Origin of the sequence: Diaphorobacter aerolatus, assembly GCF_014489535.1 — a bacterium.
GTDB classification, from domain to species: Bacteria; Pseudomonadota; Gammaproteobacteria; order Burkholderiales; family Burkholderiaceae_C; genus Diaphorobacter_A; species Diaphorobacter_A aerolatus.
Genome location: NZ_CP060783.1, coordinates 865,252 through 891,680, shown reverse-complemented (window position 1 = coordinate 891,680; position 26,429 = coordinate 865,252). Strand labels below are relative to the sequence as shown.

The 26,429-nt window shown below is 61.1% G+C and carries 17 protein-coding genes, 1 other RNA gene and 4 pseudogenes; 5 read left to right on the top strand and 17 right to left on the bottom strand.

All coding sequences use genetic code 11. The features are described 5' to 3' along the window. Positions 1-31: 31 nt before the first annotated feature. The 13 genes and pseudogenes from H9K75_RS04075 to gyrA form a co-directional block, all read right to left on the bottom strand. A pseudogene (locus H9K75_RS04075) lies at positions 32-1,720 on the bottom strand (monovalent cation/H+ antiporter subunit D); the annotation flags it as partial. Next, entirely contained in the window at positions 1,717-2,082 is a 366-nt protein-coding gene (locus H9K75_RS04070) for a Na+/H+ antiporter subunit C (RefSeq protein ID WP_187724863.1), read from the bottom strand. The pseudogene H9K75_RS04075 and the gene H9K75_RS04070, both read right to left, overlap by 4 nt. Beyond that, positions 2,082-5,081, bottom strand: a complete 3,000-nt coding sequence (locus tag H9K75_RS04065; protein ID WP_187724862.1) for a monovalent cation/H+ antiporter subunit A — start codon at positions 5,079-5,081, stop codon at positions 2,082-2,084. The genes H9K75_RS04070 and H9K75_RS04065 overlap by 1 nt, the downstream gene beginning before the upstream one ends. Before the next feature lie 317 nt (positions 5,082-5,398). Continuing rightward, positions 5,399-5,761 carry a ComEA family DNA-binding protein gene (locus H9K75_RS04060; protein WP_226858516.1) on the bottom strand — a complete coding sequence of 121 codons (363 nt, stop codon included), beginning with the start codon at positions 5,759-5,761 and terminating at the stop codon, positions 5,399-5,401. 84 nt (positions 5,762-5,845) lie between these two features. Further along, positions 5,846-7,000, bottom strand: a complete 1,155-nt coding sequence (gene lapB, locus H9K75_RS04055) for a lipopolysaccharide assembly protein LapB (protein WP_226858677.1) — start codon at positions 6,998-7,000, stop codon at positions 5,846-5,848. Between the two features lie 147 nt (positions 7,001-7,147). Then, positions 7,148-7,309 (bottom strand): annotated as a pseudogene (locus H9K75_RS23460) (DUF1049 domain-containing protein); the annotation flags it as partial. Between the two features lie 92 nt (positions 7,310-7,401). Next, positions 7,402-7,716 carry an integration host factor subunit beta gene (locus H9K75_RS04050; protein WP_187724860.1) on the bottom strand — a complete coding sequence of 105 codons (315 nt, stop codon included), beginning with the start codon at positions 7,714-7,716 and terminating at the stop codon, positions 7,402-7,404. 147 nt (positions 7,717-7,863) lie between these two features. Continuing rightward, a complete protein-coding gene (gene rpsA, locus H9K75_RS04045; protein ID WP_187724859.1) occupies positions 7,864-9,549 on the bottom strand; it encodes a 30S ribosomal protein S1 in 1,686 nt (561 codons plus the stop codon). 190 nt (positions 9,550-9,739) lie between these two features. Then, positions 9,740-11,761 (bottom strand): bifunctional 3-phosphoshikimate 1-carboxyvinyltransferase/cytidylate kinase, encoded by a 2,022-nt coding sequence (locus H9K75_RS04040; RefSeq protein WP_187724858.1) that lies wholly within the window; start codon positions 11,759-11,761, stop codon positions 9,740-9,742. 9 nt (positions 11,762-11,770) lie between these two features. Then, entirely contained in the window at positions 11,771-12,658 is an 888-nt protein-coding gene (locus tag H9K75_RS04035) for a prephenate dehydrogenase (RefSeq protein WP_187724857.1), read from the bottom strand. An 11-nt stretch (positions 12,659-12,669) separates the two neighbouring features. Next, positions 12,670-13,770, bottom strand: coding sequence for a prephenate dehydratase (gene pheA / locus H9K75_RS04030; protein ID WP_187724856.1), 1,101 nt, complete (start codon positions 13,768-13,770; stop codon positions 12,670-12,672). 102 nt (positions 13,771-13,872) lie between these two features. Beyond that, entirely contained in the window at positions 13,873-14,982 is a 1,110-nt protein-coding gene (serC, locus tag H9K75_RS04025; protein ID WP_187724855.1) for a 3-phosphoserine/phosphohydroxythreonine transaminase, read from the bottom strand. Between the two features lie 105 nt (positions 14,983-15,087). After that, positions 15,088-17,787 carry a DNA gyrase subunit A gene (gyrA, locus tag H9K75_RS04020; protein ID WP_187724854.1) on the bottom strand — a complete coding sequence of 900 codons (2,700 nt, stop codon included), beginning with the start codon at positions 17,785-17,787 and terminating at the stop codon, positions 15,088-15,090. 225 nt (positions 17,788-18,012) lie between these two features. On the opposite strand from gyrA, the gene ompA reads away from it, so the two are divergent. The 5 genes and pseudogenes from ompA to H9K75_RS03995 all read left to right on the top strand — a co-directional run bounded on the left by ompA (position 18,013) and on the right by H9K75_RS03995 (position 21,575). Continuing rightward, complete coding sequence (gene ompA, locus H9K75_RS04015; protein WP_187724853.1) at positions 18,013-18,684, top strand: outer membrane protein OmpA; 672 nt, start codon at positions 18,013-18,015, stop codon at positions 18,682-18,684. A 111-nt stretch (positions 18,685-18,795) separates the two neighbouring features. Beyond that, positions 18,796-19,510 (top strand): annotated as a pseudogene (ubiG, locus tag H9K75_RS04010) (bifunctional 2-polyprenyl-6-hydroxyphenol methylase/3-demethylubiquinol 3-O-methyltransferase UbiG). 9 nt (positions 19,511-19,519) lie between these two features. Beyond that, a pseudogene (locus H9K75_RS04005) lies at positions 19,520-20,187 on the top strand (HAD family hydrolase). 18 nt (positions 20,188-20,205) lie between these two features. Then, positions 20,206-20,584, top strand: a transfer-messenger RNA (tmRNA) gene (ssrA, locus tag H9K75_RS04000). A 79-nt stretch (positions 20,585-20,663) separates the two neighbouring features. Then, positions 20,664-21,575: a tyrosine-type recombinase/integrase gene (locus H9K75_RS03995; RefSeq protein ID WP_404826406.1), complete on the top strand. Its 912-nt coding sequence runs from the start codon at positions 20,664-20,666 to the stop codon at positions 21,573-21,575. A 326-nt stretch (positions 21,576-21,901) separates the two neighbouring features. Here H9K75_RS03995 and H9K75_RS03990 read toward each other — a convergent pair whose 3' ends face one another. The 4 genes from H9K75_RS03990 to H9K75_RS03985 are packed head-to-tail and all read right to left on the bottom strand — an operon-like array spanning position 21,902 to position 26,151. After that, positions 21,902-23,818 (bottom strand): UvrD-helicase domain-containing protein, encoded by a 1,917-nt coding sequence (locus tag H9K75_RS03990; protein WP_187724852.1) that lies wholly within the window; start codon positions 23,816-23,818, stop codon positions 21,902-21,904. After that, a complete protein-coding gene (locus H9K75_RS23455) occupies positions 23,815-24,264 on the bottom strand; it encodes a hypothetical protein (protein WP_226858514.1) in 450 nt (149 codons plus the stop codon). Before H9K75_RS23455 ends, H9K75_RS03990 begins: the two co-directional genes overlap by 4 nt. Further along, complete coding sequence (locus H9K75_RS23450; RefSeq protein ID WP_226858513.1) at positions 24,264-24,557, bottom strand: ATP-dependent endonuclease; 294 nt, start codon at positions 24,555-24,557, stop codon at positions 24,264-24,266. The genes H9K75_RS23455 and H9K75_RS23450 overlap by 1 nt, the downstream gene beginning before the upstream one ends. 4 nt (positions 24,558-24,561) lie before the next feature. Next, on the bottom strand, positions 24,562-26,151 hold the full coding sequence (locus H9K75_RS03985) for an ATP-binding protein (RefSeq protein ID WP_226858512.1): 1,590 nt from the start codon (positions 26,149-26,151) through the stop codon (positions 24,562-24,564). Positions 26,152-26,429: the final 278 nt, after the last annotated feature.

Genomic DNA, 26,429 nt, shown 5'->3' with positions numbered 1-26,429 from the left:
CCACGGATCGACGGCGCAATCGGCAGGGCCCGGTATCGGGCGACAGCGGCCCGGGCCTGGGCCGCGCGGACATCACGGAGCTGATGTAGGTGCCGGGCGAGTGCAGCATGTTGGCCGTGGCCTGCATGTAGCGCATCACGTTGTCGGCGCGCAGCGTGAAGACGATGCTTGCGCACAGCAGCAGCGCGACCGGCAGCGCCTCCACGAGCCGCAGCTTGGGCGGCGTGCGTGCATGGCTCGCCCAGAACACGCGGATGCCGGAACGCGTGAGCGCGATCAGCGCAATCAGGCCGGTGACGATCATGAGGATGACCAGCGTCCATCCCGGAGTGCCGGGCTGGGTGCCGGCGGACGAGCCAAGACCCAGCGGGTTCATCAGCGCGGTGAGCATCGCGAACTTGCCGATGAAGCCCGACAGCGGCGGCAGGCCCGCGATGACCAGCGTGCACATCATGTAGGCGATGCCGAGAAACGCGGCTGCCGCAGGAATCACGCGACCGACCAGCACTTCCTCGTCTTCGTCGAAGTTCGTACCGGCCTGCGGCACGAGTTCGGGCGACAGGAACGGCGCGGCCTCATCTTCATCGTAGGGCGTGAAGCTGGAGCCGTCATTGCGCCAGCGTTCGACCAGATCGGAGAGCAGGAACAGCGTGCAAATCGCCAGCGTCGAGCTGGGCAGGTAATAGAGCAGCCCAGCGGTCAGTTCGTTCTGGCCGAAGCCGACGGCGGCCAGCAGCGTTCCCGAAGACAGGATCGCGGCGTAACCGGCGAGATTGGCAAAGCGCTGCGAGCCCAGCATGCCGATGGCACCAAAGGCCATGGTCAACACGCCACCGCCAATCAGCCACATGCTGCCAAACAGCGCGGACGCCCCGGCTTCGCTGCTGAACATCAGCGTCCACAAACGCACGATGGTGTAGATGCCGACCTTGGTCATCAGCGCGAACAGGGCGCCGACGGGCGGAGTCGCCGCGCTGTACGCGGGCACGAGCCAGAAGTTCAGCGGCCAGACGGCGGACTTGATGAGAAACGCCATGGCAAGAATCGCTGCCGCGGCATGCAGCAGGCCGCGGTCGGCATCGGCGACCTTGGGAATCGCCTGCGCCAGATCGGCCATGTTCAGCGTGCCGGTGATGCCGTAGAGCATGGACGCGCCGATCAGGAACAGCGACGAAGCGGCCAGGTTGATCGCGATGTAGTGCAGTCCGGCCTGCACGCGCATGCGGCCCGATCCATGCAGCAACAGGCCGTAGGAGGCGGCCAGCATGATCTCGAAGAACACGAACAGATTGAACAGGTCGGCGGTAAGAAAGGCACCGGCCAGACCCATGAGCTGCAACTGGAACAGCGGGTGGTAGTGCACGCCAGCGCGATGCCAGCGCGATGCGGCAAAGATGATCGAGCACAGCGCGATGAAGCTGGTGAGCACCAGCATCATCGCCGAGAGCCGGTCGAGCACCAGCACGATGCCGAACGGTGCGGGCCAGTTGCCCGGCAGGTATACGCCCATGGATGCGGTGCTGCCGGTCATCTTGCTCCAGCGCAGCAACTGCACGGCGACGATCAGGCCGACGAGAGTCGAAAGCAGGTTGATGACGAGCTTGGCGCGCTGGTTCTTCTCGCCGAGCAGCAGCATGATGGCGGCCGTGAACATCGGCAGCGTGATGGGTGCCAGGATCAGGTGCGGCATCAGCGCATCGGTGATCTCGCCGAGGCTCATGGCATCTCCTGCGAGTTGCGCGCGTCAACGCCGTCCACATGGTCGGTGCCGCTCATGCCGCGCAATGCGAGCAGCACGACGAGAAACAGCGCCGTCATCGCAAAACCGATCACGATGGCCGTGAGCACCAGTGCCTGCGGCATCGGATCGGCGTAGTGGTGCAGGTCCTGCGGAACACCGGCGGCAAGCACCGGTTCCTTGTCGATGGCAAGGCCGATGCGGCCCATGCTGAACATGAACAGATTGACCGCGTAGGCAAGCAGCGACAGGCCCATGATGACCTGGAAGGTACGCGGGCGCAGCAGCAGCCAGACGCCGGAGCCGGTCAGCACGCCGATGGCGATGGCAAGTACGATTTCCATCAACGGGCTCCCTGGGGTTCAATGTCGGGGGTGGTGTCGTCGTCGGATGCCAGGCGCGCTGGCTCCTCGGGTTTTTCCACGGTGTGAGCGTCTTTTTGCTCTTCGAGCAGACGCTGGTGATAGCGGTGCCCGCGCACGGACTGGTGGGCGATGGCGACGAGGATCAGCAGCGTCGATCCCACCACGAGCAGGTAAACGCCGATGTCGAAGAACAGCGCGCTGGCAATGTGAATCTCGCCGATCACGGGCAGCGTGAAGTGCGCCGTGTGGCTGGTGAGGAACGGATAACCGAAGGCGATGGAGCCAAGGCCCGTGCCCAGGGCGAACAGCATGCCGAATGCAATCCATTTGCGCGGATAGAGCGTCAGATGTTCCTCGACCCATTCCGTGCCCGAGATGATGTATTGCAGCAGCAGACCGACCGAGAGCACCAGACCCGCGACGAAGCCGCCGCCTGGTTCGTTGTGTCCACGCAGGAACAGGTAGAACGACACCAGTGCCGCGAACGGCAGCAGCAGGCGTACCAGCACCGCAGGCACCATCAGGTAACCCACCGCCGAGTCCTTGGCGTTGCGCGGATTGAGCAGGTCGGTTTGCAGATCGGGCGCGAGCCAGCGTTGCTGCTCGGGCAGATCCATGGCTTCGGGCGCGGGGCGAAAGCGCCTGAGCAGCGCGTAGATGGTGAGCGCGACGATGCCCAGCACGACGATTTCGCCGAAGGTGTCAAAGCCCCGGAAATCGACCAGCATCACGTTCACGACGTTGGCACCACCGCCTTCGGTGAGCGCGCGCTCAAGGAAGAAGGTCGAGGTGCTTTCGGGGAACGGACGGCTCATCATCGCGTAGGCCAGCCATGCCATGCCGGAACCGGCGCTCAGCGCGATCACGAAGTCGCGGATGCGGCGCGCGCGGGTGCGCATGGTGCGCGAATCGGCCAGCGAGATCGCCTGATCGCGCTTGGGCAGCCAGCGCAGGCCGAGCAGGATCAGAATCGTGGTGACGATTTCCACCACCAGTTGCGTGAGCGCCAGATCGGGCGCGGAAAACCACAGAAAGGTCAGCACGGTGCACAGGCCCGAGCCGCCCATCAGCGTCAGGGCCGCAAGGCGGTGGTACTTGGCCTGCCAGGCCGCAGCAATCGCGCAGGCCGAACCGACCGACCATAGCACGACGAAGGCGGGCGAGAGCGGCAGCGTGCCCCGGTTGCCGAATTCGATGCCACGCGCGACCAGCGGAATCACGGCGGCGATCACGGTGCCGAGCGCCAGCCACAGCATCTGCCACTGCAGCCGGTGCGTGGACAGCAAGCGCTTGCCGCGCCGCCCCGCATAGGTGAGCAGGGTGATGGACGCCTCGAAGATCCGGCGACCACTGACGATCCGCATGATCGGCGCGGCATCGATGCGTCCGGCCTCGCGCTGCGTGCGCAGCAGCCAGTACAGAAGAACGCCGCCCGCAAGCGCGATGATGCTCATCATCAGCGGCGTGTTGAAGCCGTGCCAGATCGCGAGGCTGAATTCGGGCAACTGGCCCGTGCCGATCACCGGCAGCGCCGCGGCGTCAAGAAAGCGGCCGATGGCCCAATTCGGGAAAATGCCCACCACGAGACACGCCAGCACCAGCAACTCGACCGGCACCCGCATCCAGTGCGGGGGTTCGTGGGGTTCAAGCGGCAGGTCGGTGCTTTTGGGGCCCCAGAACACATCGACGATGAAGCGCAGGGAATAGGCCACGCTGAACACTCCGGCAATCGTCGCCAGAATCGGCATGGCCGCGCCGACGAACGGCGAGGCATCGACGAACACGGTCTCCGCAAAGAACATCTCCTTGGACAGGAAGCCGTTGAGCAGCGGCACGCCGGCCATGGATGCTGCGGCCACGGTGGCGAGCGTGGCGGTGACGGGCATCATGTGCCTGAGTCCCGAAAGGCGGCGAATGTCACGCGTGCCGCTCTCGTGGTCGATGATGCCGGCAGCCATGAACAGAGACGCCTTGAAGGTCGCATGGTTCATGATGTGGAACACGGCGGCCACGGCGGCGAGCGGGCTGTTCATGCCGAGCAGCAAGGTGATCAGGCCGAGGTGCGAGATGGTCGAGTAGGCCAGCAGACCCTTGAGGTCGTTCTGGAACATCGCCGCATAGCCGCCGATGAGCAGCGTGGCGACGCCGGTGCCGCCCACGATCCAGAACCATTCATCCGTGCCCGCCATCACGGGCCACAGGCGCGCCAGCAGGAACACGCCGAGCTTCACCATGGTGGCCGAGTGCAGATACGCCGAGACCGGCGTGGGCGCGGCCATGGCGTTGGGCAGCCAGAACTGGAACGGAAACTGCGCGCTCTTCGTGAAGGCGCCGAGCAGCACCAGAATCAGCGCCGTGAGGTACATCGGATGATTGCGCACCAGTTCGGCGGAATTCAGCACGCGATCCAGGTCGTAGCTGCCCACGATGTGGCCGATCACGAGCATCCCGGCCAGCAGGCACAGCCCGCCCGTGCCGGTCACCGTGAGGGCCATGCGCGCGCCGCGCCGCGCGTCCTCGCGGTGGTGCCAGTAGCCGATCAGCAGAAACGAGAACAGGCTGGTCAGCTCCCAGAAAAACACCAGCTGGATGATGTTGCCCGAGAGCACCACGCCCGACATCGCGCCCATGAAGGCGAGAAAGAACGAGAAGAAGCGCGGCACCGGATCGGCGGGAGACATGTAGTAGCGCGCGTACAGCACGACCAGGCTGCCGATGCCCATGATGAGCATGCTGAACATCCATGCAAAGCCGTCCATGCGGATCACGAAATTCAGACCCAGCGCGGGAAGCCATGCAAACTCCTGCCGCACCACGCCGCCGTTGGCGATTTCCGGAAACAGCAGCGCCGTCTGCACCGCGCAGAACAGCGCGATGACACCGGCCAGCGTCGATTCCGTATTGCGTGCGTTGGCGGGCAATATGGCGGCAATGACGCTGCCGATCAACGGAAGGATGATCAACAGGAATAGGGACATGGCGTGACCGGTGAAGGGGTCGGGACGGATTGGGTGCTATGGATTTATAAGCACGCTCCTCAGGTCGAATATAAGGTTTTCTTGTAAAACTCTGACGAAATAAGGGGTTGTTTCTTGAAAATTGGGCGCGGGAAGTGCCATTTTGCGCGACTCCGCGCATGTCCGACGCGGTCCGGGCCTGTTCGCATGGCCCATCGCAACACTGCGCAAACCCGCGTGGGGGCCCAGGCAAAAAAGGCGATGGAAACCGAATTCCATCGCCTTTGTATTTCGTTGGCGGCCCGGTGGGGCGCGCCAAGCGGTTCAATACCGCGTCTTCACGGCTTCTGCGCCTTCGCTGCTGGCGCGTCTGCCTTGGCGGATTTGGCCGCTGCTGCCTTGCCAGATTTGGGGGCAGCCTGCGCGGTCACTTCGTAGGACTGCCCATTGACCATCAGGCCCTCGGCCGAGAGCTTGGCGGCGCGTTTGGCACCAATGCCCTTGACGCGGCGGGTCAGATCGGTCCAGTCGGCGAACGGCGCGGTCTTGCGCTCGTCCACGATCAACCGGGTCGTGGCCGGTCCGATGCCCTTGATGCCGTCGAGTTCGGCCTCGGTGGCCTTGTTGATGTCCACGGCCGCAAGCGCGAGCGTGGTGCTCAGCATGGCGGCCAGGCTGATGAGCCAGCGTTGGATTTTCACGATGATTTCTCCCTCTGAGGTGGCACCCGTTTTTGTCGTGGATGCCGTGTTGAGAACACGCCCAGAGGGGAGGCTCAAGCGTGCCTAAAGCTCCTCGACCCTGCGCGCGGGATAACTATCCCATGTCTGGCAGCCGGGGCACTGCCAGAAATGCTGACGCGCCTCAAAGCCGCAGGCGGCGCAGCGGTAGCGCGTGAGCGGTTTTGCAGCCTGATCAAGAGAGCGTTGTACGAGAGGGTGAAATTGCTCGTGTTCGAGCTTTTCGTCATGGAGCCATTTGGCTGCGGCGACTAGGGACGGTTCGTGTTCGAGATGGCGCACATACCATTCGCGAGCGGTCTCCGCATTGCCGAGCACCTTGTCGAGCGCGACGATGCCCTCGAGCAGGTCGAGCGACGGCATGACCTCGTAGCGCTGGCGCAGCAGGTCGAACACCCTGGCGCCTTCACCGGTCGCAAGACTCAATTCGACCATCAGCGGCACGGCCAGTGGCAGCCACACGGGCGCGACCTCGGCCAGATCCATCAACATGGCGAGCGCCTCTCGCGATTGGCCGGCGCGTTGCTTGAGACGGGCGAGCTCGATGCGTGCACGCGCGGTCTGAGGCGCGGTCCGCACGGCCTGTTGGAGCAGGGCCTCGGCACCCTCGGTGTCGCCGTGCGCGGATTTCGCCTGCGCCTGCTCGCACAGGAAATGCGCCTGGCGCGCACTGAAGTCGCCCTGGTGCGCCTCCTGCATCTTCTGCGTGATGGTCATGGCCTGCGGCCAGTCACGGGAGCGCTCGTAGATGGCAAGCAGCGCGACGCGGGCCTGCGCCTCGAAGGGCGTGCCTTCAAGCCGGCGCAGCGCATCTTCCGCGCGGTCGAGCAGGCCGGCCTTGAGAAAGTCGAGCGCGAGCGCATGCTGCGCACGGTCGCGATCGACGCGGCTCAGATCGCCGCGCGACAGCAGATGCTCATGCACACGCACGGCGCGGTTGTACTCGCCGCGGCGGCGAAACAGGTTGCCAAGCGCAAAGTGCAGCTCGGTCGTGTCGGGGTCGTTCTGAACGGCTTCGATGAAGGCATCGATGGCCTGATCCTGCTGCTCGTTGAGCAGAAAATTCAAACCCTTGAAGTAGGCCTTGGGCGCACGGCGATTTTCGTCGCGCAACTGGCGCAGGTCGAAGCGCGAGGCAAGCCATCCGAGCACGAACGCAACGGGCAGGCCCAGCAGAATCCAGCTGAGGTCAAATTCCATGGATCGGAGGCTGCGGCAATATCGGGTCGTTGACGGGGCTGGAACCTGCGGCGATGCGGCGGTTGCGGCGTTGGTCTCCGGCACGGTGGCGCGCTGCGCGGCAGAGCGGTGCTTCCACCAGCGCGGCACCATGCCGAGCACGCCGACGATCACTCCGAGTGCGAACGCGGCCAGCACGATCAGCACCAGCGGCGCGCGCCACTGCGTGCCAAAGAAGAAGTGGACGATGGCGTCCTGCTGGTTGTTCAGCGCAAAGGCGAACAACGTGAAAAATATGGCTGCCTTGAGCAGCCACAGGAAATATTTCATGGATGAATCTCTCCGGGACTGCGGGAGATTCTACGGTCAGTCCCGTGCGCGTCGGGCGAAGTCCCTGCACGCGTGACAGGGAGCTTCAAGGATCAGGATGCGTCCTTGAGCGGTGCGGCGGGCAACTTGCGTTCGTCGACGGCTTCGCGCAGGGCCTTGCCCGGCTTGAAATGCGGCACGCGCTTTTCGGGAATCGCTACGGCTTCGCCGCTGCGCGGATTGCGGCCCATGCGGGGCGGACGGCGCGTGACGGAAAAGCTGCCGAAGCCGCGAATCTCGATGCGATGACCGCGCACCAGGGCATCGCCGACAGCATCCAGAATGGTTTTGACGGCGATTTCGGCGTCGCGCTGCGTCAATTGGGTGAAGCGGGCGGCCAGCTCCTCAACAAGGTCAGATCGGGTCATGAAAGTGATCGCAAAACTTTGGTGAAACCAAAAAAAAGCGGACGCATGAAGCGCCCGCTGTCCTGAACAACCGCCGGATGGCACGGGCCACCCGGGCAGTCGTTCATTGCAGTGCCTGCGAGGCAACCGACAGCAACAAGGATTTGCTTACTTGTCGGAGTTGTCCAGCTTGGCACGCAGCAGGGCGCCGAGGCTGGTCGTGCCAGCGTTTTCCTTGGCGGACTGTGCGGTCAGGGAAGCCATGGCTTCTTGCTGGTCGGCCTGGTCCTTGGCCTTGATCGACAGCTGGATGTTGCGGGTCTTGCGATCCACGTTCACCACCACAGCTGTGATTTCGTCGCCTTCCTTGAGCACGTTGCGAGCATCTTCCACGCGGTCGCGGGAGATTTCGGAAGCGCGCAGGTAGCCGATGATGTCTTCGCCGAGGTCGATTTCAGCGCCACGAGCGTCCACCGTCTTGACCTTGCCGGACACGATCTGGCCCTTGTCGTTCACGGTCACGAACGTGGTGAACGGGTCGCCGTCGAGCTGCTTGATACCGAGCGAGATGCGTTCGCGGTCCACGTCCACGGCCAGCACGATCGCTTCGACTTCCTGGCCCTTCTTGTAGTTGCGCACGGCGGCTTCGCCAGCTTCGTTCCACGACAGGTCGGACAGGTGCACCAGGCCGTCGATACCGGCAGCCAGGCCCACGAACACGCCGAAGTCGGTGATCGACTTGATCGGACCCTTGACGCGGTCGCCGCGCTTGGTGTCCTGTGCGAATTCTTGCCATGGGTTGGCCTTGCACTGCTTCATGCCCAGGCTGATGCGGCGCTTGTCTTCGTCGATCTCGAGGACCATGACTTCGACTTCGTCACCCAGCGACACGAGCTTGGAAGGAGCAACGTTCTTGTTGGTCCAGTCCATTTCGGAGACGTGCACCAGGCCTTCGATGCCCGGCTCGAGTTCCACGAACGCGCCGTAGTCGGCAATGTTGGTGACCTTGCCGAACAGACGGGTGCCCGAAGGATAACGGCGAGCAACGCCCATCCATGGGTCGTCGCCCATTTGCTTGAGACCCAGGGACACGCGGTTCTTCTCGGTGTCGAACTTGAGGATCTTGGCGGTGATTTCCTGGCCGGCTTGCACCACTTCCGAAGGGTGACGCACACGACGCCATGCCATGTCGGTGATGTGCAGCAGGCCGTCGATGCCGCCGAGGTCCACGAACGCACCGTATTCGGTGATGTTCTTGACCACGCCGTTGACGATGGCGCCTTCCTTGAGCGTCTCCATCAGCTTGGCGCGCTCTTCGCCCATCGATGCTTCCACCACGGCGCGGCGGCTCAGCACCACGTTGTTGCGCTTGCGGTCGAGCTTGATGACCTTGAATTCCAGGGTCTTGTTCTCGTAGGGTGTCAGGTCCTTGATCGGACGTGTGTCGATCAGCGAACCGGGCAGGAATGCGCGGATGCCGTTGACCAGAACGGTCAGACCGCCCTTGACCTTGCCGGATGTGGTACCGGTAACGAATTCGCCGGATTCCAGAGCCTTCTCGAGCGACAGCCACGAGGCCAGACGCTTGGCGGTGTCGCGCGACAAGATGGTGTCGCCGTAACCGTTTTCGATGGAGCCGATTGCCACGGACACGAAGTCGCCCACTTGGACTTCGATTTCGCCCTGATCGTTCTTGAATTCGTCGATTGGCACGTAGGCTTCGGACTTCAGGCCAGCGTTCACAACCACGAAGTTGTGCTCAACGCGCACCACTTCGGCAGTGATGACTTCGCCTGGACGCATTTCCGTGCGTGTCAACGATTCTTCAAATAGGGCGGCAAAAGATTCAGACATGTATTTCCTTGTCCACAAACAGGTTTCCACCGGCACCATTGCCAGATGTTTTTAAGACTGCCTGCGGAGGGTTGCGATCCAGATGATCGCGGGGGTTAGAGTTGCAAAAAACCGCACGGCCAATGCGCCAGCAGAGCGCGACGGAAACCGTGAGGACCAAGGGTGCCAGCGAACGCCCGTGCCTGAAAAATCAAGCGCCGAACGGCTGGCGTGCCCGCCACCAGCCAATCACCTGATCGACCGCCTCATCGACGGAAAGACGGGAATTGTCCAGCACCAAGGCATCCTGCGCTGGCTTCATGGGCGCAACGCTGCGATTCGCATCGCGGGCGTCGCGCGCTTCAAGATCAGCGCGAAGGTCGGATATATTAGCCGAAATTCCTTTAGAAATCAACTGCTTATAGCGGCGTTCCGCGCGACATTCGGCGGAAGCCGTGAGAAAGACTTTGAGCGGGGCATTCGGAAAGATCACCGTACCCATGTCGCGGCCATCGGCCACGAGCCCCGGCAGGCGCTGAAAGCTGTGCTGCAGATCGACCAGCGCCAGTCGCACGAGGGGCAGGGCGGAGACCTTGGAGGCGTTCATGCCAGCCTCTTCCGTGCGGATCGCGTTCGTCACTTCCTGCTTGTGAAGCCAGATCTTGCCTTCGTCGAAATGCACAGGCAGGGCGCGGGCCAGCTCGGCGATGCGGGCTTCGTGGGTCGCATCGATGATGAGCCCGGCCTGGGTTGCCGCGTACGCGGTGATGCGGTACATCGCGCCGGAGTCGAGGAAACGGTAGCCGAGCCGCCTGGCCACCTCGGCCGCGACCGTGCCCTTGCCCGACGCGGTCGGGCCGTCGATGCAGATCACCGGAATCTGCCCCGCGCGCGCCGTCGTCACGCCGAACAGTGCCTCGAAATAGTCGGGGAAGGTCTTGGCGACGCACCTGGGGTCCTCGATGCGCACCGGCAGGCCCGCCGGGTTGAATGCGGCGAGCGAGAAGCACATGGCGACGCGGTGGTCGTCATAGGTGTGGATGCTGGCGGCCTTCCAGTCGGCAGGCGACGGCGGCGGCGTTATTTTCAGGTAGTCGGGGCCTTCCTCGATGAGTGCGCCGAGCTTGCGACCTTCGGTGGCCATGGCGGCGATGCGGTCGGTTTCCTTCACGCGCCAGCTCGCGATGTTGCGCAGCGTGGTCGTGCCGTCGGCATAGAGCGCCATCACGGCGAGCGTCATCGCCGCGTCCGGTATGTGATTGCAGTCCATGTCGATGGCCTTGAGCGGCCATGCGCCCCGGCGGATCTGCAACCAGTTGGGGCCGCTTGAGATCTCAGCGCCCATGGCGCGAGCGGCTTCGACGAAGCGGATGTCGCCCTGAATCGAGTCCTGCCCGACACCGAGCACCCTGATGCCTTCGTGCCCGTCGCTGGCGGGCGCAATCGCACCCAGGGCGATGAAGTAGCTTGCGGACGACGCATCGGCCTCCACGTGCACCACGCCCGGTGACACGTAGCGGCTGCCCGCCGCGATGGTGAAGCGCTGCCAGTTGTCGTCGCGCTGCACCACGATGCCAAAGCGCGCGAGCAACTCGAGCGTGATGTGGATGTAGGGCCTGGAGATCAGCTCGCCCACCACGTCGATGACGATGTCCTGCGATTTCGCAACCAGCGGCAATGCCATGAGCAACGCGGTCAGAAACTGGCTTGATACGTCGCCACGCACGCGTATCGGTGCGGACAGCGCGAGCGACGGCAGGCCATCGCCGTGGCGAATGTGCAAGGGCGGAAAACCCTCGTTGCCCAGATAGTCGATCTTGCAGCCAAGCTGGCGCAGCGCATCGATCAAGTCGCCGATCGGGCGCTCGTGCATGCGCGCAACGCCCGAGAGTTCAAAGTCGCCACTGAGCAGCGCCAGCGCAGCGGTGAGCGGGCGCATGGCGGTTCCGGCATTGCCCAGAAAGAGTCGTGCGGGCGAGTTGGGCGCCTTGGCGCCGAGGCCGGTGATGCGGACCGCGTCGGCATCTTCGCGCACCTCGCAGCCGATCTGGCGCAACGCATCCAGCATCACGCGGGTGTCGTCCGAGGCGAGCAGGTCGCGCACTTCGGTCGTGCCCTCGCTCAGCGCCGACAGCAGCAGCACGCGGTTGGAGATGCTCTTGGAGCCGGGAAGTTGCACGCTGCCGCCCGCAGACGTGAGCGGCGGCAGGTCGAGGTACTCGGTGGTGAACATCGGGTGTCTTTACTGATCGTCCTTGCGCCCGCGCTGCGCGCCCATGCGCCAGTTGGAGCGGGTGAGACTTGCCAGAGTGATCAGGTCTTCGAGCTTCTGATCGTCGTTTTCCAGCATCGTCTTTTCCAGCTCGCCAAGTGCCTGCTGGAACAGGCGCGACTGGGCGAGCACTTCCTCGCGGTTGGCGCGCAGCACGTCGCGCCACATTTTGGGATCGCTTGCGGCAATCCGCGTGAAATCGCGAAAGCCGGGACCGGCAAGCGAGAGCAACTGATCCGAATGCACCTGATTGGTGAGGCTGTTCATGATCGCGAATGCGAGCAGATGCGGCAGATGGCTGACCGCGGCAAACGCCGCGTCATGCGATTCGGGCGACATATGCGATACGCGGCAGCCCAGAGCGGACCAGACTTCCTCGGCGCGCTTGAGCTGCGCCGTCAGGGTATGTTCGGTCGGCGTCAGGATGACCTGGCGACCGGTGTAGAGATCGGCGTCCGCGTGCTCGACGCCGGCCACTTCACGACCGGCAATCGGATGGGCGGGAACGAACGAGCCCATCTGGTCGCGCAACGAGGCACGCACGGCCTGGACCACGTCCGTTTTGGTCGAGCCGACGTCCATGATCAGCATCTGCGGGGTCACGAGATGCTTGATGGCCTTGAGCGTGGCTTCCGTGGCGGCCACCGGAATGGCGAGCAGGACGATGTCCGCACCCGCGACCGCGAGCAGCGCGGAGGGCGCCTCGACGTCGATCACGCCAAGCTGGCGCGCGCGCTCGGTGGTCGATGGAGACTTGCTGTAGCCGACCACGCGTTTGACGAGTCCGGCGCGCTTCATTGCCTTGGCGAACGAGCCACCCATCAGACCGCAGCCAATCAGGCCTAGTTGTTCAAACATGCTGGTAGACCTCAGGATGCGGCTGTCGGATAGGTGCCGAGCAGCTTGTAGAACGCGCTGAGTTGCTGCAGTTCCGCCAGCGCCTGCGCCACGTTCGGTTGGGCGGGATGGCCCTCGATGTCCACGTAGAAGTAGTACTCCCACTTGCCAGTGCGGGCCGGGCGTGATTCAAAGCGCGTCATCGACACGCCGTGCTTCTTGAGCGGCGCGAGCAGGTCGTATACCGCGCCCGGACGATTCGGAACCGAGATGATCAGGCTGGTGCTGTCGTGGCCGGACGGCTCGGGCGTCGTGAGCGTGCCGGGCAGGCAGATCACGGCAAAGCGCGTGCGGTTGTAGGCTTCGTCCTGGATCGCGTGCGCGACCACGTGCAGGCCAAACTGCTGCGCGGCGCGCTCGCTCGCGATTCCGGCCCAGTTGGGATGGAGTGCGGCCAGGCGCGCGCCTTCGGCATTGCTTTCCACCGGACGGCGCTCGGCATGCGGCAGATGCTTGGACAACCACGCCTGGCATTGCGCCAGTGCCTGCGGATGCGCGACCACGACGTCGATATTTTCGGCGGAATTGGTGGTGCGCAGCAGGTTGTGGCGAATCAGCAGACTCACTTCGCCGACCACGTGGCAGGGCGTGTGCAGCAGCATGTCCAGCGAACGCGTGACCACGCCCTCGGTGGAGTTTTCGATGCCGACCACGCCGTACTGCGCGCTGCCAGCCGCCGTCGCATGAAAGACTTCTTCAAAACTGTTGCAATACAGCAGATCGGCCGCGCCGCCGAAATACTGAATGGCCGCTTCCTCACAGAAGGTGCCCGCCGGGCCGAGCACCGCAACGCGCTGCGGCGATTCGAGCGCGAGACAGGCCGACATGATCTCGCGCCAGATTGCCGCCACATGCGTGGGCTTGAGCGGGCCGGGGTTCGCGCCCTTGATCTTCTCGATGACCTGGGCCACGCGGTCGGGGCGAAAGTACGCGGAGCCCTCGCGCTTCTTGACCTCGCCCACACGTTCGGCCACGAGCGCGCGCTGGTTGAGCAGGGCGAGCAGTTGCTGATCGATGTTGTCGATCTGCACACGCAGGCTTGCGAGATCTGGAGAGGCTTGAGGAGTGGTCATTGGTGCGGGTTGGATATTCGAATATGGATTCGCAGGAACAGCGCGCGGTGCGCAAACTGCGCCTGTGCGGCTATCAGTGGAGCGCGCAAACAGTCGTCTTGATCAGCTATGCTTTTTTTCAAATTCTCGCATGTATGCGATCAAGGCATCGACTCCCGCCATCGGCATGGCGTTGTAGAGGCTGGCGCGCATCCCGCCGACGGACTTGTGTCCCTTGAGCTGCAAAAGCTGATGCGCCTTGGCACCGGCGAGGAAATCGTCGTTGCGGGACTCGTCTTTCAGGAAGAACGGAATGTTCATGCGCGAGCGGCAATTGGCCGCGACCTTATTCACGTAGAAGCCGGAAGCGTCGATGAAATCGTAGAGCGATTGGGCCTTGGCGACGTTTCGACGTTCCATGGCTGCAATGCCGACCGCATCGCCTTCGCGCTGGTTCTTGAGCCACTCGAACGTCAGGCCCGCGACATAGATGCCCCACGTCGGTGGGGTGTTGAACATCGATGCGTTGTCTGCGACCACCTTGTAGTCAAACGCGCTTGGGCACGCGGGCAGTGCATGGCCGAGCAGGTCATCGCGCACGACGACCAGCGTGAGACCCGCAGGCCCCAGATTCTTCTGCGCGCCGCCGAATGCCAGACCCACCTTCGACCAATCCACGGAGCGCGAAGCGACGTGCGACGAGAAATCAATCACCAAGGGCGCGTCACTGCCGAGCGCCTTGAGGTCAGGCAGTTGCTGGAACTCGACGCCGTCGATGGTCTCGTTGCTGCAGATGTGCAGATAGCTCGCGCCGCGGCTCAGTTGCCAGCTGGCGGGATCGGGCAGGGTGGTGAATTGGCTGTCCTCGCCCGACGCGGCGGTGTGCACTTCGGCCGCATATTTACCGGCTTCCTTGCGCGACTTCTTGCTCCAGGAGCCCGACACCACGAAATCAACCGTTGCGCCGCGCGAAAGGTTCAATGGAACGATGGCGTTCTCGGCCAGTCCGCCGCCCTGCATGAACAAAATGTGGAACTCCTTGGGCACGGCCATGAGTTCGCGAAAATCGGATTCGGCCTTCTCACAGATCGAGATGAATTCCTTGCCGCGATGGCTCATCTCCATCACGCTCATTCCGCTTCCGTGCCAGTCCAGCATCTCGGAGGCCGCCGTTTTCAATACTTCTTCGGGAATTGCGGCGGGTCCGGCAGAAAAGTTGTAAGGGCGATTCATCATCCAACCTGAAAAAAGAAAAAAGCAGCGTGATCGCTGCAAGTCTGCCGATTAGCCTGCACCCACCCGGCTGTTTGAGCAGCGCGGGCGAATGCAGAGACGACGTCATGCGTCGCCAGCGCTGCCTTCTTCGGTATCATCGGCAACCGCGTCCGCGTCACCACCTTCGATCACCGCGTTGGCATCATTTTCGACAATGCGCTGCAGGCCGCCCAACTTGGCACCATCATCGAGCGAAATCAGCGTCACGCCCTGGGTCGCGCGGCCCATTTCGCGAATCTCGCCGACGCGCGTGCGCACCAGCACACCGGTGTCGGTGATCAGCATGATCTGATCGTCGGTGTTCACGAGCGTGGCGGCAACCACCTTGCCATTGCGCTCGGATTGCTGGATGGCAATCATGCCCTTGGTGCCGCGACCGTGGCGGGTGTATTCGCTGATATGCGTGCGCTTTCCGTAGCCGTTCTCGGTGGCCGTCAGCACGCTTTGCGCGCTGGTGTTGGCTTCGCCACCTTCGATGGCGTCGGCCGTGGATTCCGCATCGGCCACGAGCATGGCGATCACGCTTTGCGTCTCGTCGATGTTCATGCCGCGCACGCCGCGTGCGTTGCGGCCCATCGGACGCACATCGTTTTCGTCGAAGCGAACCGCCTTGCCGCCGTCGCTGAACAGCATCACGTCGTGCTTGCCGTCGGTGAGTGCCGCGCCAATCAGGAAGTCGCCCTCATCGAGGCCCACGGCGATGATGCCGGCCTTGCGCGGGTTGCTGAATTCGTCGAGCGCGGTCTTCTTCACGGTTCCCATGCTGGTGGCCATGAACACATAGTGATCGGCGGGGAAGCTGCGGTATTCGCCGGTGAGCGGCAGCACCACGTTGATCTTCTCGCCGTCCTGCAGCGGGAACATGTTGACGATCGGGCGGCCACGCGATCCGCGCGATCCGGACGGCACTTCCCAGACCTTGAGCCAGTACAGGCGGCCCTTGTTGGAGAAGCACAGCAGGTAGTCGTGCGTGTTGGCGATGAAGAGCTGGTCGATCCAGTCGTCTTCCTTGGTCGCCGTCGCCTGCTTGCCGCGACCGCCGCGCTTTTGCGAGCGGTACTCGGACAGCGGCTGGCTCTTGATGTAGCCCGAGTGCGAGAGCGTCACCACCATGTCGGTCGGCGTGATCAGGTCTTCGGTCGAGAGATCCTGCGCACTGTGCTCCACTTCGGTGCGGCGCGCGCCGAGCTTGGTCTGACCGAACTCGGTCTTCACGGCGGTTAGTTCGTCGCCAATGATGATCGAGACGCGTCCAGGCTTTGCGAGAATGTCGAGCAGGTCTTCGATGACCGACATGACGTCCTTGTACTCGGCAACGATCTTGTCCTGCTCCAGGCCCGTCAGGCGTTGCAGGCGCATCTGCAGGATTTCCTGGGCCTGGGTCTCGGAGAGGCGATAGAGGCCGTCGGCCTGCATGCCGAACTCGCGCTCCAGACCTTCGGGGCGGTAATCGTCGGCATTGATGATGCCGCCGTCTTCGCGTGTGCGAGTAAGCATCTCGCGCACCAGCGAGCTATCCCACGAACGCGCCATCAGCTCGGACTTGGCGACCGGCGGCGTGGGCGATTCGCGGATGATGCGGATGAATTCGTCGATGTTGGCGAGCGCAACGGCCAGGCCTTCGAGCACATGGCCACGGTCGCGCGCCTTGCGCAGTTCGAACACGGTGCGGCGCGTGACCACTTCGCGGCGGTGCTGCAGGAATACCTGAATCAGTTCGCGCAGATTGCACAGCCGGGGCTGGCCATCGACCAGCGCCACCATGTTCATGCCGAAGGTGTCCTGCAACTGGGTCTGCTTGTACAGGTTGTTGAGCACCACTTCGGGCACTTCGCCGCGCTTGAGCTCGATGACCAGCCGCATGCCCGATTTGTCGGACTCGTCCTGGATATGGCTGATGCCTTCGATCTTCTTCTCGTGCACCAGCTCGGCCATGCGCTCCTGTAGCGTCTTCTTGTTGACCTGGTAGGGAAGCTCATCGACGATGATCGACTGGCGCTGGCCCTTGTCGATGTCCTCGAAATGGCACTTGGCGCGCATCACCACGCGGCCGCGTCCGGTGCGATAGCCTTCCTTCACCCCGTTGATGCCGTAGATGATGCCTGCGGTGGGGAAGTCCGGCGCCGGGATAATCTCCATCAGCTCCTCGAGGCTCGCCTCGGGATTGCGCAGCAAATGCAGACAGCCATCGACCACCTCATTGAGGTTATGCGGTGGAATATTTGTGGCCATGCCCACGGCAATACCTGCCGAGCCATTGACCAATAAATTGGGAATCCGTGCCGGCAGGACCAAGGGCTCTTGTTCGCTGCCGTCGTAATTGGGGCCGAAATCGACAGTCTCCTTGTCTATATCCGCGAGCATTTCATGCGCGATTTTCGACAGGCGGATTTCGGTATATCGCATCGCGGCGGCGCTGTCGCCGTCCACGGAGCCAAAATTACCCTGTCCATCCACCAGCATGTGACGCAGGGAAAAATCCTGGGCCATGCGCACAATGGTGTCGTAGACGGCGCTATCGCCATGCGGGTGATATTTGCCGATCACGTCGCCGACGATGCGGGCCGACTTCTTATATGGGCGGTTCCAGTCATTGTTGAGTTCGTGCATGGCGAACAGAACTCGCCTATGAACGGGCTTCAGGCCATCGCGTGCGTCGGGGAGGGCGCGGCCCACGATCACGCTCATCGCATAATCGAGATAACTGCGGCGCATCTCCTCTTCGAGACTGATGGGCAAAGTTTCTTTGGCAAACTGGGTCATGACTACTGGAATGACTGCGGAAGCACCCATTTTAGGTCCAACCCCGTGTTGCGCGCTGGCAACATATATTCGGGTATTGCGCTTTTGTCCTACCGTTCATGACCCTCAGGTGCAGACCAGACGATGTTACGTATGGCACAATCGTTTCCAACGTTCTTAGTGATGGTCACTGACGACGTCCATGATTCGCAGCGCGGCTGCGGCTTTTTCCCCAAGAGGAGAACCATGAAGAAACTGAACAAAGTGGCGATGTTGTTGGCCTCTGCCGTGCTCGCTACATCTGCTGGCGCTCAAATCAAGGCAGCTGATGGCGGTAACGTCGTCGATAACTGGCAAAACGGCACCGGTGAGTTGGTCTGGAAAAACGGTACCAATGAACTGTGCTGGCGCGATGCCAACTGGACTCCCGCTACTGCTGCCGAAGGCTGCGACGGCGCTCTGCAAAAGGCTGCTGTAGCTCCCGCTCCTGCTCCTGATGTGGCTCCCGCTCCTGGCGCGACTCCAGCTCCTGCTCCGGCACCTGGCCCATCGGCTAGCTCCTCGAAGGTTACCTATGCAGCTGACGCATTCTTCGACTTTGACAAGTCGGTGCTGAAGCCAGAAGGCAAGGCTAAGCTGGATGATCTGGTCTCCAAGGTCAAGAACATCAACCTGGAAGTCATCATCGCTGTGGGTCACACCGACTCCATCGGTACCGATGCATACAACCAGAAGCTGTCGGTTCGCCGCGCTGAAGCTGTGAAGGCGTATCTGGTGTCCAAGGGCATCGAAAAGAACCGCGTTTACACCGAAGGCAAGGGCGAGAAGCAACCCGTGGCAGACAACAAGACTGCTGCTGGCCGCGCCAAGAACCGTCGCGTGGAAATCGAAGTGGTGGGCACGCAAGCCGCCAAGTAATCTTCACGATTGCACCGAAAAGCCCCTCTCGAGGGGCTTTTTTTATGCCCTTGGCCCGCGAAGAAGCATGTTGATGCGCAACGAAGCTTGTGAATCGGAGAAAATCATCGAATGACTGAATCCGTGAATGCCGATCCGGCCGAATTGGCCAAGTTTTCCGAATTGGCCCATCGCTGGTGGGACGCCGAGAGCGAGTTTCGCCCTCTGCACCAGATCAATCCCTTGCGCCTGGACTGGATCGACCAGATTTCCCCCTGCGCGGCCAGCGCGTGCTGGACGTGGGCTGCGGCGGCGGTATTCTGGCCGACTCCATGGCGCGGCGCGGTGCCAACGTGCTGGGCATCGATCTGGCGACCAAGGCGCTGCGCGTCGCGCAATTGCACGCGCTCGAAGCCGAGACGCCCGATATCCAGTACCGCGAAGTCAGCGTCGAAGCACTTGCCGAAGAACAGCCGGGCGCATTCGACACGGTGACCTGCATGGAAATGCTGGAACACGTTCCCGATCCGGGCTCCGTCGTTGCAGCCTGCGCCAAGCTGGTCAAGCCCGGCGGCTGGGTGTTTTTCTCGACGATCAACCGCAACCCCAAGGCCTTCATGCTTGCCATCGTTGCTGCGGAATATCTGCTCAAGATGCTGCCCAAGGGACGCACGAGTACGCCAAGATGATTCGCCCGAGCGAACTCGCCATGGCGTGCCGGTCCGCCGGTCTGGACGTGCTCCAGACACGCGGTCTGCAGTTCAATCCTCTGAACAATCGCTATTGGCTCAACGATGACACCAGTGTGAACTACATGTTCGCCACCCGTCGTCCGCTGCAGAAATGATCTCCTGACATGAGTGAACTGACGAAAAACGTCCGTGCCGTTCTGTTCGATCTGGACGGCACGCTGATAGACAGCGCCCCGGATCTTGGTGCCGCAGCCGATTTGTTGCGCGTTGCGCGCGGAATGCCATCGCTGCCCATCGATGCCTACCGCCCCATGGCCGGCGCGGGCGCGCGCGGCATGCTCAAGGTCGGCTTCGACATGACACCGGAACATCCGGAATTCCCGGCGCTGCGCGAAGAGTTTTTCAGCAACTACGAGGCACGCATCCACGAAAGCACATTCCAGTTCGACGGCGTGCAGCAACTCATAGATGCGCTGGTCGCCCGCGATATGTCTTGGGGCGTGGTCACGAACAAGGCCACTCGATTCACCTCACTCATCGTGCAACGCATGCCGTTGTTCGCAACGGCCGGGGCCATCGTGAGCGGCGACACCACACCACACTCCAAGCCACACCCGGAGCCATTGCTTGAGGCTGCGCGCCGCTTGAATATCGACCCGGCGCAGTGCATCTACGTCGGCGACGACGAAAGAGACATCGTCGCCGGCAAGGCCGCCGGCATGCTCACCGTCGCCGCAGCCTATGGATACCTCGGGACGGAGCAAATCCTCGGGACTGGAATGCAGATTTCTTGATCGAATCTCCATTCGAGGTCTTGAAATTGCTCAATTGAGACTAAAATATGACGCTTGGGGCTGCCCTGGTTTCGACGTGGGTTCGGAATCGGCGTGGTGCATGTCGAGCTTGAGTGACGCTCGTAAATCTCCATTCAAAAAACTAACTGCAAACGACGAACGTTTCGCACTCGCCGCTTAAATACCGGTGAGCTTTGCAACAGCACGCTGATGGGCTGGGCAAGGGGGTAGCAATACCTCCCGGCTGCAAAGGAATTCACATCAGCTGGCTGCGCATCGGGCTCCTTGATGCGCGGCGAGATCCAAGGGAGCTGGTTTCCTCGGTAGCGTGTGCCTGCGCGACTCTGGAGGCGAGATTCAAATCAGACCACTAAGCATGTAGATCTGCCCGAAGAAGGCTTGCGGACGCGGGTTCAATTCCCGCCAGCTCCACCACTATAACGTTTAAAGGCGTTCACTGAAGTTCGGTGAGCGCCTTTTCTTTTTGCCTAAACGCTAGTTGCAAAGTTGTGGGATGGGAATGGCACGCCAAGCAAGTGGGACATGGAGTCCCAGCCACGCTGAACGTACCAAACGCCAGCTTGAACGAGATTTATTTCCATGGATCGGTGATCGACAAATGGAAAGCATTGAGCCAATGGAACTCCTGTCCGTTCTTAAAAAAGTGGAAGAGCGGGGTGCTATCGAAACGGCGGATCGAGGTCTGATGCTTGTTCGTCAAATATGGCGTTACTGGCTTCCAACCGCTGGAAATGATCAACGGGATATCACCGAAGGCTTGAGAAGTCGATTGCTACCTTATCGTGGCAAGAACTTCCCTGCAATTGTTGAGCCGCAGCGTTTTGGTGAATTACTTCGGGCTATGTATGCCTACAAGGGTGGCCCGATTGTCCGTACAGCGCTGTTGCTGGCGCCAATGCTCTATCAGCGCCCCGGAAACTTGCGCATGATGGAGTGGACGGAGCTCGACTTGGATGCTGCCACATGGACGATTCCGAGCGCGAAAATGAAGCGAACGGTGGAGGAAAAGGCCAACGGTGAGCCGCATGTAGTGCCTATGCCAACACAAGCCGTGGAGTTACTGCGAGACTTGCAGAAGCTGACAGGGCGTAGTCTTTACGTCTTTCCAGGACAGCGTGACCATGAGCGCCCAATGTCAGATAACTCCGTGCGAAGCGCGTTGTATGGTCTGGGATTTGGGACTGAGCAGAGCTGGCACGGATTCCGCGCAAGTGCGCGCACCATGCTTGTTGATCAGCTGGATCTGGATCCTTTGGCAATTGAGGCAAATCTGGCGCACATGGTGAAGGACTCCAACGGTCGTAGCTACAACCGTACGAAATACTTGGCGAAGCGCTTTGAAATGGTTCAGCAGTGGGCTGATTACTTGGATCAACTGCGTTTGGGTGAGGCTGCAAAGGGATAGCCTTGGTGGGCTGCTTTGCAGCGGGTGCTGCCTTTCTCTTAATTGAACCCGGTGCCCGAAAGCTGACGTCAACCTCCGACATAGGTGTTGGCACCCATACGATCATGTTCCTGTTTACATCTAGGCGCTGCTCAAGGACTGCGAGTTGATCTGCACCCTCAAGGCCGAACAGTAGGCCTCAAAGTCGCATGATCCAAATCCACGCATGAGCTCACGCCACACCGCTGATCCGTGCAGAGATTCACGCCTCCAAGTTGGACCCAGGGAACTCTCAGAGTGCGACAGCATCAGCCGTGCAATGGACGCACAACTAGACATGCGTCGTTTCAATTGATCAGCTCAACCTCGCCTTGTTCGAACCAACCATACTGGAGGATGGCATTGCGGGCCAACTCGGGATTCGGCGAGTAGTAGACAATGGCCAAGCTTTGCTCTGCTCGGCTGCAGGTCACATAGAACAAACGGCGTGTACGGTCCGAACTGCTATCTCGACCAGCGGCCTCGTTTTCATGATCCGCTTTTGACTTTTCCTTGGCACCGAAGAACTTGTCATATGCAAAAAGGAAGCCTCGAGCCTCATCGTCATTGATCACGACCAGCACGCGAGAGAATTCCAGCCCCTTGACACCCTGGTGCGTCCCGAACTGCGACTGTCCTCGCACGTATACGTCGTAAAGTTCGATCTGACTAAGTGGGGCTTCAAGCGCCTTGCTCCATGCGCTCAACTGAGGGCTAGTGTCTTCGGCTTCTCGGCCCTCTGTCTGATCTTCTAGGTCGTCCTGTGCTGCATTGTCTTGGGTCGCTGCTTCCACGCCACCAGGAACGAACGGAGCCAACGTGTCTGGGATGGTGAACAGCCCCGTATGCGCAACAAACTCAAGCACCGCTAGCGCACTAACCTCCGGCTGTTTCTGGATCAGAGCCAGAAGTCCGTCGCACGCTGCCTTGGCTCTGCCGAGTTGCGCGACCTGATTCGATCCAGCTTCTTGAAGCGCGGCACGATCTAGGAGCGGCGATGACGCCTTGATGATAGCAGTGGCCCCGAACCGGTCGTTTGCACGAAGCGCCTTGACCAGCGGCAACACATCCCGGATGAAGAATCCAAGACCTGCACCGGTGCCCTGGAGCAGACTCGTCCTGAGGTTTTCGATGCCCCAAAGTGGCTCGAAAAAACCCACGAAGCCAAATCGCCGCGCAGACATTAGATGTTCGAGGGCGAGTGTCTTTACCGCGTCAGAGTTCTCCCAAGCAGGATCGTCGGCAATCGTCGCCATGCGCTGGCGCACCGCTGCTTCGATGGCGAAGGGATCGACGCCTGCCTGGGGTGCGATGAAGACCCGAACCACGCCCTTTTCAGCGTCGCTGCGGGGCACTTGTTTCTCGCCATCGACATCGTGGCGGATGTTGTTGATGACCTCGACGACGCGAGACGGGCACCGGTGGTTCATCCGTTTGCGAGGCATGGCCCACCTGGCCGGGATGGCCTTGTCCAGTTGCTCTTTCCCGTCAGAGTAGATCCGTTGCATCATGTCGCCAAAAAGTCCCAAGCTGAACCTGCCATGAAACTCTTCCTCTAAATGCAGGAACGCATCCATGAGCGACTTGTTCGTGTCCTGGCTCTCATCAATGAGCAGCACCGGACACCGGCTGACCAATATCCGCCTCAGTCCAGGCTTGCTGGTCAGGAAAGTGGCAGTCATGGCAATGACCTCCGAGTGGTTCAGAGAGTCACGCGTACGGTTGTCGCTGGTCGGACTGTAGATGAACTTGACAATGGAATTCAGACGTGCCAAGCGGCGACGTTTACTCTCCATGGATCGAAGCCGCTCAATGCCCGCTTTCGTGTTGGAGCGCCCCTTCCTATGCTGCTCCTCGAGCTCAATGATCTCCTCTTCAAGGTTCTTCGCCACCCACTGACGAATGTCTGCGTTGAATCCCTCGATCAGCGACCATGAGAAGGCGTGGATCGTCATGACCTCGACTCGAGGGTCGAACTCGAGACGTTGCTTGATTTCGTCGCAAGCAGCGTTGGTGTAGGTGATGACGCCAATTTTTTTTCCGGTCAGAGTCAGTAGCCGGCCGTGCTCGTTATCGATCGTCTTTCGAACTGCATTGACCAACGACCGTGTCTTTCCGGAGCCAGCACCTGCGTAGAGGAAGAAGCTTCTCGGCTCGGCCAAGTTAAGGCATTCAATGATCGTTGCATCGGCCTCGGCATCAAATTGATCGTCGACGTCCGTCATGGCGTGTCCTCCGACTCTGTGCCTGCTACGGTGGTTCCTGAAACAGCTGTAGCCGGAGCTGTCGCCAAGATTTCTACCTGCTTCTTCTTCATCTGTTCCAACAGCCACTCCAGACCCTCTGCAATGTACCGTGGCACCTTCAAATCGTTGAAGTTGTCTGCCATCAAGACGTCAAGTGCGAACTCCGCCTTCTTGCCGTTGTTGAGCGCGGTGTACATGCTGGCACCAATTGCGGTCACACCGCCACCCTTAGCGATGGCCTTCCGAAACTTGGCGCTCAATCCCGGTCCTGCAAACGCTGCGAAGAAGTCCACGTTTTCGAACACGAGTGCGTCCTCAAACGTATAGGGATAGGCGGTTTCCTTGGCGGCGGCACCTGGCATCGTGACCTCAACGGGTATCTGGTACACCGCGCGCACCGCGAACAGCGTGTCGCTGGTATCCATCAACGTCTTGGCAGCAGGGGCGCGGCCACGAGGTCATCTACATTGTCCAGGGCTGGCACCCAGGTTTTAAGGGTAGCGTTGTTGGTTTTCTGGCCTGCGCCCAAAGCGGGTTGAACTGATGAGCCACCCGTCCCTGTCAGGCTATCCAGGTCGGTGACAATCAGCGTCAACAGACCAAGATGATCAATCAACGGACGCAGACGATGGGCGTGGCTACCGCCAATCTCCAGCAACGTGACATAGCTCTGATGCAGCACCTGGTAGTGCGTCCGGATGAAGTTGGGGATGAGCATTCGCTCAGCTGGCCCTCGACGAGGATTGCTGCGTCTGCGAAGAATAGGTCGGCGTGCTGCGCACGCAAGTAACGGGTGACGAAGCGTTCGGTCTCTGTGCCCTCCCGAAAACCTGCGACAGGTTGACCACCGTGGACACCGGCACTTTGGCAACCATACCGGCGGGCAACCTCCGGAAATATCGCAGGCTTGCGAAAGGCGTCTCGTGCACAACGTGGCTCGAGTGCGTGCTAACGATCAACTGCGTGCGCGGTGTGTCGCTTTCCCCCAGCTCTGGGTGTCTGCGCAGTACCTCGTATGCCTTTTTGATGAATACTTGTTGCACCTGCGCATGCAAGTGGGCTTCAGGCTCCTCCACAAGCACCAGATGAAGCGGTTCAATGCTCGCAGCCTCGGCGCCTTTGGACGCTTTGCCGACACGCATCCAGGCATCGCGAAAGCTCATCAGCCGAAAAATCATCGAGATGAGATTCTGGTAGCCCAGTCCATTGCTACCCTCCGGTAGCAACAAGAGGGGCATGACCGCGCCCGCATCCGAAACCACATCTACCTCGAAATTGACCGCCGCGCTGTGGTTAAGTCCATCAATCGCACGCAGGCGCGTGGATACACGTGGCCGCGGATCGCTGACTCCCGGGTATCCGAGGCCAGCGACTTCGTTGAAGCATTCACTGAAACTCTCCGTCAGCTTCAGGTCAAATGCGCCTTCTGCAGCCTCCATGGCCTGGAGAGCCTCCAGGTCCATGGGGTCCGGTCCCTTGGCTGGATCCAGATGCTTGGCATAGTAGCTTCTGAGTTGTTCCGATAGCCGTGCTCCACTGGCAGCGACCTGCAACTCATCGTTTTCAACGTTGCTCGGACTCTCGCCAAAGCCACGCTGAGCAGGAATGTCATGCACCTTGATGAGGTCGCTGAGCGGATCGCCGTCAATCGGCAACGCCGAGGCAGGGAGCGCCTGCGGCAACGCCCGTAGCTTCTCAGGAGATGCTAGTAGTGCGGGATCCAACGGATATGCTCGAATCGTGAACATCGAACTCAACCGCTTGGTGAGGAAGTCGACTAGCGTTTCAGGCCATACGGTCAACTTGGCTTCAGTGCCCTTTACAGCGGCCGCCGCCGCAGCTGCCGCGCGCATGGCGTTGGCCTCGGTGACCGCAATGATGAATTCCTTATAAAGTGCATTGAGGTCTTTGGGCTCGTAGCGCAGCCGGACTCCCAGCCGTCCGCCAGTCCATTCCATGAGAGGGATCAAATCCCGAACCCGGTGAACCTCGTCTTCCTTGACCTGCAGCCATAGATCCAGAGTAGGAAGTACGTGAACCCAGGGAGTCAAGGTAATGTCCGCCACGGCATTCGCTTGATGCGCTTGAACCCATGCTTCGCCGATGTCTACAAGTGCCTTCAAGTGACACAACGTGAAGTCATGGATCTCGAATGGGCAGCGACGCGGCGTTAGGAAGCGCCGCAGTGTCAGCATGGCTGAGGTCTTTCCGCTGTTGTTCGCGCCTACGAACAGCGTCGTCTTCGGCGATAGATCCACGCGCGCGGACAATAGTTTCCTGAAATTCGCGATCTCAACAAATTCGATGTGCATGTCTCCCTCATCAATTGCATGTACTTTTTGTAACGATAACTGAAGCACGAGATTACAGCAAACTGGAGGCAATGGCTCGGGCTCGAACTGAGCACCTCATAGTTGGCGTGTTCCCAAAAAAGGTTGCAGCACGTCAGGCCTGTATTAGATTCAATGTCCACGACATTGGCACCCAATCTGTGCGCGGGTTGTCGCATTCACCAACAATGCGCTCTGTGATGATCTGGCGTTGAATTCACTGTCGGACAACGAGGGGCCGCAAAGCGGTCGGTGGAGAA